Raw genomic sequence first — 12366 nt, 5'->3', positions numbered from 1 at the left:
GAGAACGGCCATGAACAGTTTTGCTTCAGCATCCCACGCGCAATCGACCGCCCTGCCCTTTTCTCGCCTGCACACGCCGGTGGAGGATCTGTATCCGCGACTGTTCGACGCGATCCTTGAGCGGCGAATCGATGAAGGCAGCCGGTTCACCGAGGACAGCCTGAAGGCGATGTTCAGCGCCAGCCGTGCCGATGTACGCCGCGTGCTGACGCAGTTGTCCCATGAGCAGATCGTGGTGTTGCGCGCCAATCATCGACCGCGAGTGGCCGCGCCTGATCGGGAACTGATCCGGCAGACCTTGCATGCGCGCCGGCTGGCTGAAAACACCTTGGTGCGGTTGGCCTGTCAGCGTCCGCAGCCAGACGATCTGAAATGTTTGCGCACGTTGATAGAGCGCGAGAAGCGCGCCATCGAGCAGGCTCGGCGCGGGGCGGCGATTCGGTTATCGGGGGAGTTTCATTTGCAGTTGGCACGGATGGCGGGAAATCTGCCGCTGGCGCATTTTCTGCGCAGCCTTGTGCCGCTGACGTCGTTGGCGATTGCGCGGAGTCAGGGTTCGACGCGAAGCTCTTGCGCATGGCAGGAGCATTTGGCGTTGGTTGAGGTTGTGGAGCGAGGTGATGTTTCCAAGGCCGGCATGTTGATGAATCGGCATCTGGATCATCTTGAGCAGACGCTGCTCGGTTCTGACCATGGGCATTGTGCTGTCGGTTAGACCGCCTTCGCGAGCAAGCTCGCTCCCACAGTAGAACGCATTCTGTCAGGAGGAATGCAGTCCACTGTGGGAGCGAGCCTGCTCGCGAAGAGGCCCTTTGAGCTGTTGAAATATCAGGCTTGTTGCGCCGCTACCCGCGCAAACCCCGCCCGAATCTTCTCTTCCGGCAGATCATCGGCAATAAACACGATCACACTCTCGCGCGCCTCGCCCTCGGCCCATTCGGTGTCCCAGTCGAAACCATATAGTTTCAGCACACCCTGAAATACCAACCGCCGATCTTCGCCGGCAATGTTCAGCACGCCTTTGTAGCGCAGCAATTGCTTGCCGTGCTCTTCCAGCAACTCGTTCATGAATTCGCTGAGCTGATCGATATCCAGCGCCTGATCGGTGCGCAGCACCAGGCTGGAGATGCGATCGATCGACGGTGCCTTGCTGACCGGACGAAGGCTCAGACCGCCGCCCAGGTCAGCATTGAGGTTGAAACCACGTACATCCAGCAATTCAGCCAGATCGATATTGCCATGCTCGACCACGCGGATCGGCGCGCGGCGGTTGATTCGCGTGAGGCGTTCGCTCAGCGCAGTGAACGTCGCCTCATCGACCAGGTCGGTCTTGCTCACCAGCAAGCGATCGGCGAAACCGATCTGCGCCTGGGCGATGGTCTGGGTCAGGTGCACATCGGCGTGGGCGGCGTCGACCAGGGTGATGATGCCGTCGAGCAGGTAACGCTCGCGCAGTTCTTCGTCGATGAAAAAGGTTTGCGCCACCGGCGCCGGATCGGCCAGACCGGTGCACTCGATCACCAGACGGTCGAAGGCGATCTCGCCACTGTCCAGGCGCTCGAGCAACAAATACAGCGCCTTGGTCAGGTCGGTGTGAATGGTGCAGCAGACGCAGCCGTTGGCCAGGGTCATGACTTGCACCGGCTCATCACCCAGCAACTGAGTGTCGATGCCGGCGTCGCTGAATTCGTTTTCGATCACGGCGATTTTCAGGCCGTGCTCGGCTTTCAATAAATGACGCAGCAAGGTGGTCTTGCCGGCGCCGAGGAAACCGCTGAGAACCGTTACCGGAATGGGAGAAGACAAAACCCGATCTCCTGAAAAAAACACAAAAACAAATGTGGGAGCGAGCCTGCACGCGAAAGCGGTGTGTCAGTCAAAACATTCATTAACTGACACTCCGTATTCGCGAGCAGGCTCGCTCCCACAGGGGATTACCTCAACCTGATGCTGTCAGCTCAACAGCACTTCGGCCCACCCTTGCCACCGTAACGGGCTTCCTGACGTTCGCGAAAGAACATCTCGTAGCTCATCACCGGTTTGTCCGGGTGTTTGGTTTGCATATGCTCGACGTAGGTGTCGTAGTCGGGCATGCCGACCATCAGGCGCGCGGCCTGACCGAGGTATTTACCGAGGCGACTCAGGTCATTGAACATGCTGCAATCCTCTGGTTACGCATCCGGCAGGGCCTGGAATGGCGATTCTTTATCCGTACGCTCTTTCTTGCCCCAGGCGGCGATGCCGACCTTGAGCGCATAGAACAGGATGCTGAACACCACGAACAGGAACAGCGCGGTGAGTGTGGCGTTGGTGTAGGCGTTGAAGATCACGTGCTGCATCTGCTCGACGCTTTTAGCCGGTGCCAGCACCTGACCGTTGGCCAGCGCATCGCTGTACTTCTTGGCCAGGGACAGGAAGCCGATCGCCGGGTTGGCGTCGAACAGCTTGATGAAGCCAGCAGTAGTGGTGCAGATCAACAGCCAGGTGGCCGGCAACAGGGTGACCCAGATGTAGCGCTGGCGCTTCATCTTGATCAGGACCACGGTGCCGAGCATCAGCGCGATGCCGGCGAGCATCTGGTTGGAGATGCCGAACAATGGCCACAAGGTGTTGATGCCGCCCAGAGGATCGATCACGCCCTGATACAGCAACCAGCCCCACATCGCCACACAACCGGCGGTGGCAATCAGGTTGGCGCCCCACGATTCGGTGCGTTTGAGCGCCGGTACGAAGGAGCCGAGCAGATCCTGCAGCATGAAACGCCCGGCACGGGTGCCGGCGTCCACAGCGGTGAGGATGAACAGCGCTTCGAACAGGATCGCGAAGTGGTACCAGAACGCCATGGTGTTTTCACCCGGCAGGACACTGTGCAGGATCTGCGCGATACCGACCGCCAGAGTCGGCGCACCACCGGCGCGAGCCAGAATGGTGGTTTCGCCGATGTCATGGGCAACCGCTTGCAGCGCTTCCGGCGTGATCGCGAAGCCCCAGCTGGTGACAACCTGCGCCACCGAAGCGACGTCACTGCCGACGACTGCGGCCGGGCTGTTCATGGCGAAATACACACCCGGCTCGATCACCGAAGCGGCAACCATGGCCATGATCGCCACGAACGATTCCATCAACATGCCGCCGTACCCGATGTAGCGGGCGTTGGTTTCGTTATCCAGCAGCTTCGGCGTGGTGCCCGACGAGATCAGTGCGTGGAAACCCGATACCGCGCCGCAGGCGATGGTGATGAACAGGAACGGGAACAGACCGCCCTTCCATACCGGCCCGGTGCCGTCGACGAACTGGGTCAGCGCCGGCATTTTCAGCTCGGGCATGGTGATCAGGATGCCGATCGCCAGGGCGACGATGGTGCCGATCTTGAGGAAGGTCGACAGGTAGTCACGCGGCGCCAGAATCAGCCAAACCGGCAACGATGCAGCGACAAAACCGTAACCGACCAGCATCCAGGTAATCTGCACACCGGTGAAAGTGAAGGCTTTGGCCCATACCGGATCGGCAGCGATCTGCCCGCCCAGCCAGATCGAACCGAGCAGCAGCAACACACCGACCACGGAGATTTCGCCGATGCGACCCGGGCGGATGTAGCGCATGTAGATGCCCATGAACATAGCGATCGGGATGGTCGCCATCACGGTGAAGATGCCCCAAGGGCTCTCGGCCAGGGCCTTGACCACGATCAGCGCCAGCACCGCGAGGATGATGATCATGATCAGGAAGCAGCCGAACAGTGCAATGGTTCCGGGAATCCGGCCCATTTCTTCACGCACCATATCGCCCAGGGAACGGCCGTTGCGTCGGGTCGACATGAACAGGACCATGAAGTCCTGCACCGCGCCCGCCAGCACCACACCGGCAATCAGCCAGAGTGTGCCGGGCAGATACCCCATCTGCGCCGCCAGCACCGGACCGACCAGCGGCCCCGCGCCAGCGATGGCCGCGAAGTGGTGACCGAAAAGAATGTGTTTGTTGGTCGGCACATAGTCCAGACCATCGTTGTTGAGCACGGCGGGGGTGGCCCGACGCGGATCCAGCTGCATCACGTTGTTGGCGATGAACAGACTGTAGTAACGGTACGCAACCAGATAAATGGCCACGGCAGCGACCACAATCCACAAGGCGTTGATCGCCTCGCCGCGGCGCAATGCCACTACGCCAAGGGCGCACGCTCCTACGATTGCCAGCACGAGCCAGGGTAAGTGGCGCAGCAGGCTATTATTATTTTTCATTTTATTATTCCAGCCAGGGTGGACAAGAAAGACAGCCACCCCGAGTTTAGCGCTTACGGCGCCAAAGGCCATACCCCGACATAGGTCTAGACGCTTGAGCGATTGGCTGGCGCCCGCATTCGCGGTCTATAGTCAGCGAACCTTCATGAGGATTGCGCCATGAGCGAGCACCCCGCCAATCGACGTCGTTTCAAACGTATTGCGTTCGATGCCCGAACCGAGCTGAAACAGGGCGAGTACATCTGGCCGGTCAAACTGATCGACCTTTCGCTCAAGGGCCTGCTGATCGAGCGACCGGAACCGTGGCTCGGGGATAAAGAGCAGGACTTCTTCGTCGACATTCATCTGAGCGAAGACGTCGATATCGAAATGGACGTGCATCTGGCCCACGAGGAAAACGGCCACTTGGGGTTCATCTGCCGCCACATCAGCCTGGAATCGATCCAGCGCCTGCGGCGGTTGATCGAGTTGAATCTGGCGGATGAGGCCGAGCTGGAGCGCGAACTGGGTGCCCTGATCGAAATCTAGGCCCCCCAATCCCGATTTGGAATGCCCTGTGGTGAGGGGATCTATAGGGTGAGGGGATTTATGGGGTGAGAGGATTTATGTGGCGAGGGGATTTATCCCCGTTGGGGCGCGCAGCGGCCCTGAAAAGCGGGTCTGCTGCGCAGCCCAACGGGGATAAACCACCTCACCACAGAGGTTCGGCGTTCACTCAAACAGTGCGTCGAGCGCTTGTTCGAGACGGGTCACGGCAATGATCTGCAACCCCGCCGGCGATTCCTTCGGAGCATTACCCTTCGGCACGATCGCGCGTTTGAAGCCATGCTTGGCCGCTTCCTTCAACCGCTCCTGCCCGCTCGGCACCGGGCGCACCTCGCCGGACAGGCCGACTTCGCCGAACACCAGCAGGTCATGGGGCAGCGGCCGATTGCGCAAACTCGACATGACGGCGGCCATCAACGCCAGATCCGACGCCGTCTCCAGCACCTTCACGCCACCGACCACGTTGAGGAACACGTCCTGATCGTGGGTCGGAATCCCGCCGTGGCGGTGCAGCACAGCGAGCAACATCGCCAATCGGTTCTGATCCAGCCCCAGCGTCACCCGACGCGGGTTGGCCAGATGGCTGTCATCGACCAGCGCCTGCACTTCCACCAGCATCGGCCGGGTGCCTTCCCACGTCGCCATGACCACACTGCCCGGGACTTCTTCCTGGGCGCGGGTGAGAAAAATCGCCGAAGGATTGGAGACTTCTTTCAGGCCCTTGTCGGTCATGCCGAACACGCCCAACTCGTTGACCGCGCCGAAACGGTTTTTCACTGCACGCAACAAACGCAGGCGACCGTCGGATTCGCCTTCGAAATACAGCACGGTGTCGACCATGTGTTCCAGCACACGAGGACCGGCCAGAGCGCCCTCTTTGGTGACGTGGCCGACAAGGAAAATCGCCGTGCCGCTCTGTTTGGCGTAACGCACCAGCAGCGCCGCGCTCTCGCGTACTTGGGATACACCGCCCGGGGCCGATTGCAGTTGTTCGGTGAAGATGGTCTGGATCGAGTCGATCACCATCACCTTGGGCTTTTCCTGGCGGGCGGTGGCGATGATGGTTTCGATGCAGGTTTCGGTCATCACCCGCAGTTGATCCTGTGGCAGGCCGAGACGGCGAGCGCGCATTGCCACCTGCTGCTGGGATTCCTCACCGGTGACGTACAGCGCCGGCATGCTCTTGGCCAGGTTGCACAGGGTTTGCAAAAGGATGGTCGACTTGCCGATCCCCGGATCACCGCCGATCAGCACCACCGAGCCATCGACCAGCCCGCCGCCGAGCACGCGATCGAGCTCACCGGACGCGGTGGAAAACCGTGGAATCTCTTCGATGCTGACTTCAGCCAGGGTCTTGATCTGCGCCTGTTGCCCGGCCCAGCCGGTGCGCCCGGTAGGTGCCGTGGCGCCGCCGCTTTCGATCATGGTTTCGGTCAGGGTGTTCCAGGCACCGCACTCGCCGCACTGCCCGGCCCACTTGGGAAAGGTTGCGCCGCACTCGGTGCAGCCGTACATGCGCTTGGCCTTGGCCATCAGAACCCCCGGAACAAAAGACGCGATGATAACGCAGCCATCGCCGATCAGCGCGGCGCAGCGGTACGGATTTCGCCGCTGGCCAGACGCGCGGCACTGTTGCCCAGCGGATCCTCGGCATTGAGGTCGGCGCCCTTGGCTTTCAACGCATCAAGCAATTCCAGACGCTTGAACAGCCCGGCGTACATCGCCGCTGTCTGTCCGGCGCCGTTACGCTGGTCGGGGCTGCAATCGGTGGCCATCAGGCGCCGGGCGATCTGCAACTCGCCTTTGAAAATCGCGCCCATCAGCGCCGTGTTGCCGCGTTGATCCTGAGCACAGGCGTCCGCGCCCGCTGCCAACAGTCGCTCAACCGCCGGCGCCTGACCGTGGTAGGCGGCCAGAATCAGCGCGGTGTAACCCTTGCTGTCGCGGGTATCGAGGGAATAGCCGGACTCGATAAAGGTCTCGAGCATCGGCACGTCGCCACGGCGGGCGGCGTCGAAGTAGTAATCCTGCAACTGCGCCTTGATTGCCTCGGGGCTTTGCTCGACCGGTGCCGCCCACGCGCTGAACGACAGGCACCCGGCCAGGCATAAAAGAAAAATACGCATCGGGCTCTCCTTGAGCGCACGCGAGGCGGGACAGCCCTCGCGTGCGCCGCATCGCTATCAGTCGGTCAGTTTGGCCGCCAGTGCTTTCACACGGCTGAGATCGCCCTTGGCCACTTCGGTTACACCGCTGCCGTACTCAGGGTCGGCCTTGTACAGGAAGGACAGGATGATGTGCTTGCTCTCATCATCGGTGGTGGCCAGCGAGCCGCCGAAGCTGTCGATCAGGTCGCGGCGTTCCTGCTTGCTGTACGAGCGATACAGATCACCGGCCTGCTTGAAGTTCTGCTCACGCTGGATCTTTGCCTGCTGGGTGCTGCCCGACAGCGCCGACTGGCTGTAACGCGCCGCTGGCGTTTCTTCACGCGGTTGCAGGCGGCTTGGCTGGTAGTTGACGCCGGACTCGCTGGCGCCAAAATTCATCGCGCCATCCTGATTTCCGTTGTTCACTACGGTTTTCGGAGCGTTGATCGGTAATTGCAAAGCGTTGGCGCCGAGGCGATACATCTGCGTATCGGCATAAGAGAACACTCGGCCCTGCAACAAACGATCTTCCGAAGGTTCGATACCGGGAACTACGTTGGCCGGTGCCATGGCCACTTGTTCAGTTTCCTGGAATACATTTGCCGGATTGCGGTTCAAGACCATTTGTCCAACTTTGCGTTCGGGAATACCCGGCCAGATCTTGGTTGCATCCAATGGATCGAAATCAAACTTGGACAAATCCTGCGGCTTGAGAACTTGCACGTACAAGTCCCACTTCGGAAAGTTACCTTTGTTGATGTTACTTACCAAGTCATTGGTCATATGACTGTAATCCTGACCTTGAACTTCGCTGACTTGTTTTGGTGTGAGGTTCTTGATGCCTTGAAGACTCTTCCAGTGAAACTTCACATAGTGAACTTCGTTCTTGGCATTGATCAGCTTATAGGCATGAACACCATTGCCATCCATCTCCCGGTAACTGGCCGGAGTGCCGTAGTTGGAATACAACTCGGTCAGCGTGCGGGTGGCTTCCGGTACATGGGAGAAGAAATCGAACCGCCGCGAATCGTCATCGAGGTTGGTGCGCGGATCGGGCTTGAAGGCGTGGACCATGTCCGGGAATTTGATCGCATCGCGGATGAAGAAGGTCGGGAAGTTGTTGCCGACCAGATCCCAGTTACCGTCAGCGGTGTAGAACTTGGTGGCGAAACCACGCGGGTCACGCAGGGTTTCCGGGGAATGGTTGCCATGCACCACCGCCGAGAAACGCACGAATACCGGCGTGCTCTGGCCTGCGGCGAATACCTTGGCCTTGCTCAGGTCGCTGAGGTCATCGGTCACGGTGAAGGTGCCGTGAGCGCCAGTGCCGCGTGCATGTACCACGCGCTCGGGAATACGCTCACGGTCGAAGCGTTGCAGCTTCTGGATCAGTTGCACGTCCTGCAGCAGCACCGGGCCGGTGGCGCCGGCGGTTTGCGAGTTCTGATTGTCACCGACAGCAGCGCCGTTATCGCGGGTCAGCGGAGCGGCGTTGACCGAGAAGGTCAGCAGGCTGGCGGTGAGAACGCCGAGAGTGCGGCGATGGGGAAAAGCCCCCAGTCCAAGAGCGGAAGTCATATCAGGTTCCTCTGGTTTTATTGGGCGCATCCAGGTGCGCCACAGCAAGGCTAGAGGCCCGTGCCGAGGAACATAAATAGAAAGAACGTAACACCATGATTGAAGAAATTGGCTGTGCAATCAGCGCTTTACCGCGTAAAGCGCGCGCGATTGCTGGCATTTTGCAAACTAATCGTCAATTGATGTGTCGATAAAAACGGGCATTGTAAGAAGGTGTTTCGCGCAGGAGGCGTTTCGCTGATTTACACTGCCTACACCAAACTCATCTGTAACAAGGAAATAACTATGGGCGTGCTTAGCGAGTTCAAGGCCTTCGCGGTCAAAGGCAATGTGGTCGACATGGCCGTCGGTATCATCATCGGCGCGGCGTTCGGCAAGATCGTTTCGTCGTTTGTCGGCGACGTGATCATGCCGCCGATTGGCCTGTTGATCGGTGGGGTGGACTTCAGTGATCTGGCTGTCACGCTCAAAGCCGCCCAGGGCGATGCGCCCGCCGTGGTGCTGGCTTACGGCAAATTCCTGCAGACGGTGCTGGATTTCGTGATCGTCGCATTCGCGATCTTCATGGGCGTCAAAGCCATCAACCGCCTCAAGCGCGAAGAAGCCGTAGCCCCGACCGCGCCGCCGATCCCGAGCAAGGAAGAGCAACTGCTGGGCGAAATTCGCGACCTGCTCAAGGCGCAGAACGAGCGGCCCTGAGGCATTCGCTACACATTAAACGGCACCCGCGGGTGCCGTTTTCGTTACCAGTAATTCTCCACCGCAACCTGCCCCGGCTTGCGCGTCAGGCTCAGGCGCATGCCGCGCTGTTTCAGCAAGGCGCGGGTGTCGTCGATCATCTGCGGATTGCCGCACAGCATCACTCGCGAATGCTCTGGCGAGAGCTCAACCCCTGCCGCTCGCTCCAGTTCGCCGTTTTCGATCAACGTGGTAATCCGGCCCTGCAGCGCGCCTGGATGCGCTTCGCGGGTCACAGTCGGGATGAATTGCAGCTTGTGGGCGTATTCGCTCAGATAGTCACGTTGCGTCAACCCGGCGATCAACTGCTGATAGGCTAGCTCCCGCGCCTCCCGCACGCTGTAAACCAGAATGATCCGCTCGAATTTCTCCCAGACCTCGAAGTCCTGCAGGATCGACAGAAAGGGCGCCACCCCGGTGCCGGTCGACAATAACCACAGGTCTCGGCCGTCGACAAAACGATCCAGCGTCAGGTAGCCGAACGCCTGGCGCTCGACCATCAAAGTGTCGCCGACCTGTAGCCGGCTCAGCTCACTGGTGAATTCGCCGCCCGGCACGACGATGGAAAAGAACTCGAGAAACTCGTCAAACGGCGACGACACCATCGAATAGGCGCGCCAGACCGTGCTGCCATCGGCCTTGGTGACGCCCAGCCGGGCGAACTGACCGGCACGGAAGCGAAAGCCTGGATCACGGCTGGTGCGCAGCGTGAACAGGTTCGGCGTCAACGGTTGCACATCGAGCAAGGTCTGGGTGGTGTACTTCTCGGCACTGGCAGTCATGGGGCACTCCTTGAAACGATTGCCCACAGTGTCCCGCAAAATCGCGCTGCCAAACACTCGTGATTGGTAATGGTATTGACAGGATCAATGCTGCGGTTTTGATTTGTTATCAATGTCAGATCTAGAGTAATAACTTTAAGATGGTTATTTAAATATAACAGTCTGTATTGCTAATAATCCTTTATGAAAAACCTCCCGCTATCAATCTCGAAAAAATGTAAGCGTTATGCAGGAAAGATCCTACACTTCGATTCGTGCCGGATCTTTTGGATCCATTTGGTGCCCCGCTATCAGGACATTGAGGCAAAAGCTCATGGAAACGTGGAAGGAATCACAACTTAAACAACTGACATTTGCCAAGGGAATAGAGGCGGCTTATCCGATCCTGCTGAGATTCGCCGAAAACCTGGGCTTTAATTTCTGCGCCATTGCAGTCACCTCACCCAACCGCGAAGTTCATCTGAATGCATTGCAAATCAACAACTACCCGAAAGAATGGAACATCCAGTACAACAAAGAGAATTACCAGAATATTGACCCGGTAATAGCGCATTGCAATCACTCAGTATTGCCGATCGTTTGGGAAGAAAGAGTTTTCACTGATGCGCCCGAGTTGTGGCAGGCGTTGAAACAGAATGGGCTGCAGCATGGCTGGTCGCAAGCCTTTCATGACGAAACCAGCGGTTTGTGCAGCATCATCAGTCTGGCTCGAACCCACTGCCCGATCAGCCCGCTCGAACTGTATGAGCATTACGGTTATCTGTTCTTCGCCAACCGACACTTCAGCGAATTGTATGCGCGCACCGTTCCCACACCGGCCAAGCCCAGCAAGCCGAGGCTATCGTCCCGGGAGCTGGAAATCATGAAACTGTCCGCCATGGGCAAGACCGCTCACGATATTTCGAGAATCCTCAGCCTGAGCGAACGCACCGTTAACTATCATGTGCAAAACGTCATCGAAAAATTCAACGTCTGCAACAAGATTTCCGCAGTGATTGCCGCCGCTCGTGCCGGCATCATCTGACAGCTGAGCGTTATCGCGCGGTAATCCTGCAAGTATTTACGCGCAAAAAAACGTACCATTCAGGCCTTTCCGAGTGATGACGCATACCGCTTGCATCGCAGTCCACTCGGTCGGATCCCGTCGCACTACCTGCCGGCAACCGGATATCTGCCGAATATCCTGAGTCCCCGTCCCATGCCTTTGCTCGAAACACCTTTCGCCGAACTCGACCTGATCCGCCAGCCCGAACAGCAGAATGAACCGCTGCAAGCATTCGACGCGGCAGACGAATACCTGCTCAATCATCTCGCCAGCGAACAACTGGCGAGCAGTACCCGCGTGCTGGTGCTCAATGACAGCTTTGGTGCCTTGGCGATCAGTCTGCTAGGCAAGGTCGAGGTCAGCAGCAGCGGCGACTCCTTCCTGGGTTTCCTCGGGCTGGAAAAGAATCTGCTGCGCAATGGCCAGGCGTTCGACGCGATTCGTCCGATTCCGGCCAGTGAGCCCTTGGTCGGGCCGTTTGACCGGGTGCTGATCCGCGTCCCTAAAACCCTGGCGCTATTGGAAGAGCAGTTGATCCGCCTGCAAGGACAACTCGCGCCCGGTGCGCAAGTGATCGCCGCCGCCATGGTCAAGCATCTGCCGCGTGCTGCCGGCGACCTGCTGGAGCGCTACGTCGGTCCGGTGCAAGCATCGCTGGCAGTGAAAAAGGCGCGATTGCTGATCGCCACGCCTGAAAGCAAAGCGCCCGCCACGTCGCCCTACCCGACTCGTTATCGCCTCGACGAACCGGCGATCGAATTGCTTAACCACGCCAACGTGTTCTGCCGGGAAGGCCTCGACATCGGCACTCGCGCGTTTCTGCCGCATCTGCCGAAGAACCTTGGCAGCGCACGGGTCGCCGACCTGGGTTGCGGCAACGGCGTGCTGGCAATCGCCAGCGCCTTGCAGAACCCGGATGCGCACTACACGCTGGTCGACGAATCATTCATGGCGGTGCAATCGGCTGCCGAGAACTGGCGTGCGGCATTGGCCGATCGCGAAGTCATCGTGCGCGCTGGCGATGGTCTGGCCGGGCAGGCGCCGCAGTCGCTGGACGTGGTGCTGTGCAACCCGCCGTTTCATCAGCAGCAGGTGGTCGGCGATTTCCTCGCCTGGCGCATGTTCCAGCAGGCGCGCGAGGCACTGGTGGTTGGTGGTGCGCTGTACATCGTCGGCAATCGACATCTGGGCTATCACAGCAAACTGGCGCGCCTGTTTCGTGGTGTCGAGCAAGTGGCGGCGACGCCGAAATTCGTCATCCTCAAGGCGCGCAAATAAATCTGCGGCATAAA

The 12366-nt window shown here is 59.2% G+C and carries 12 protein-coding genes; 5 read left to right on the top strand and 7 right to left on the bottom strand.

The window, feature by feature from the left end:
* Nucleotides 1-10: 10 nt before the first annotated feature.
* The gene (locus KVG85_RS23675; RefSeq protein WP_217865180.1) at nucleotides 11-715 is read left to right on the top strand and encodes a GntR family transcriptional regulator; all 705 of its coding nucleotides are present in this window, start codon (nucleotides 11-13) and stop codon (nucleotides 713-715) included.
* Between the two features lie 113 nt (nucleotides 716-828).
* On the opposite strand, the gene yjiA is transcribed toward KVG85_RS23675, so the two are convergent.
* The 3 genes from yjiA to KVG85_RS23660 form a co-directional block, all read right to left on the bottom strand.
* Nucleotides 829-1806, bottom strand: coding sequence for a GTPase (gene yjiA, locus KVG85_RS23670; protein WP_217865179.1), 978 nt, complete (start codon nucleotides 1804-1806; stop codon nucleotides 829-831).
* Between the two features lie 152 nt (nucleotides 1807-1958).
* A complete protein-coding gene (locus tag KVG85_RS23665; protein WP_003228401.1) occupies nucleotides 1959-2156 on the bottom strand; it encodes a YbdD/YjiX family protein in 198 nt (65 codons plus the stop codon).
* A 15-nt stretch (nucleotides 2157-2171) separates the two neighbouring features.
* On the bottom strand, nucleotides 2172-4238 hold the full coding sequence (locus KVG85_RS23660; RefSeq protein WP_016773099.1) for a carbon starvation CstA family protein: 2067 nt from the start codon (nucleotides 4236-4238) through the stop codon (nucleotides 2172-2174).
* A 159-nt stretch (nucleotides 4239-4397) separates the two neighbouring features.
* Here KVG85_RS23660 and KVG85_RS23655 point away from each other — a divergent pair, with 159 nt between their 5' ends.
* Nucleotides 4398-4766 (top strand): PilZ domain-containing protein, encoded by a 369-nt coding sequence (locus tag KVG85_RS23655; protein ID WP_071173654.1) that lies wholly within the window; start codon nucleotides 4398-4400, stop codon nucleotides 4764-4766.
* Nucleotides 4767-4949: 183 nt separating this feature from the next.
* On the opposite strand, the gene radA is transcribed toward KVG85_RS23655, so the two are convergent.
* The 3 genes from radA to katB are packed head-to-tail and all read right to left on the bottom strand — an operon-like array spanning nucleotide 4950 to nucleotide 8509.
* Nucleotides 4950-6317 (bottom strand): DNA repair protein RadA, encoded by a 1368-nt coding sequence (gene radA / locus KVG85_RS23650; protein ID WP_095181861.1) that lies wholly within the window; start codon nucleotides 6315-6317, stop codon nucleotides 4950-4952.
* 47 nt (nucleotides 6318-6364) lie between these two features.
* A complete protein-coding gene (locus KVG85_RS23645) occupies nucleotides 6365-6910 on the bottom strand; it encodes an ankyrin repeat domain-containing protein (RefSeq protein WP_076564177.1) in 546 nt (181 codons plus the stop codon).
* A 57-nt stretch (nucleotides 6911-6967) separates the two neighbouring features.
* Nucleotides 6968-8509, bottom strand: coding sequence for a catalase KatB (gene katB, locus KVG85_RS23640; protein ID WP_217865178.1), 1542 nt, complete (start codon nucleotides 8507-8509; stop codon nucleotides 6968-6970).
* Between the two features lie 285 nt (nucleotides 8510-8794).
* Between katB and mscL the strand changes: the two genes are divergently transcribed.
* A complete protein-coding gene (gene mscL, locus KVG85_RS23635; protein ID WP_024014404.1) occupies nucleotides 8795-9208 on the top strand; it encodes a large-conductance mechanosensitive channel protein MscL in 414 nt (137 codons plus the stop codon).
* A gap of 44 nt (nucleotides 9209-9252) precedes the next feature.
* Here mscL and KVG85_RS23630 read toward each other — a convergent pair whose 3' ends face one another.
* Nucleotides 9253-10029, bottom strand: coding sequence for a ferredoxin--NADP reductase (locus KVG85_RS23630; protein WP_217865177.1), 777 nt, complete (start codon nucleotides 10027-10029; stop codon nucleotides 9253-9255).
* A 313-nt stretch (nucleotides 10030-10342) separates the two neighbouring features.
* On the opposite strand from KVG85_RS23630, the gene KVG85_RS23625 reads away from it, so the two are divergent.
* Nucleotides 10343-11053, top strand: a complete 711-nt coding sequence (locus KVG85_RS23625) for an autoinducer binding domain-containing protein (RefSeq protein WP_217865176.1) — start codon at nucleotides 10343-10345, stop codon at nucleotides 11051-11053.
* A gap of 174 nt (nucleotides 11054-11227) precedes the next feature.
* Nucleotides 11228-12352, top strand: coding sequence for a methyltransferase (locus KVG85_RS23620; protein WP_217865175.1), 1125 nt, complete (start codon nucleotides 11228-11230; stop codon nucleotides 12350-12352).
* The last annotated feature ends 14 nt before the right edge of the window (nucleotides 12353-12366 follow it).

This window comes from Pseudomonas triticicola, assembly GCF_019145375.1.
In the GTDB taxonomy this organism is placed as follows: domain Bacteria; phylum Pseudomonadota; class Gammaproteobacteria; order Pseudomonadales; family Pseudomonadaceae; genus Aquipseudomonas; species Aquipseudomonas triticicola.
The sequence above is the reverse complement of the archived record's forward strand: the minus strand, read 5'-3'. Positions and strand labels throughout refer to the sequence as shown.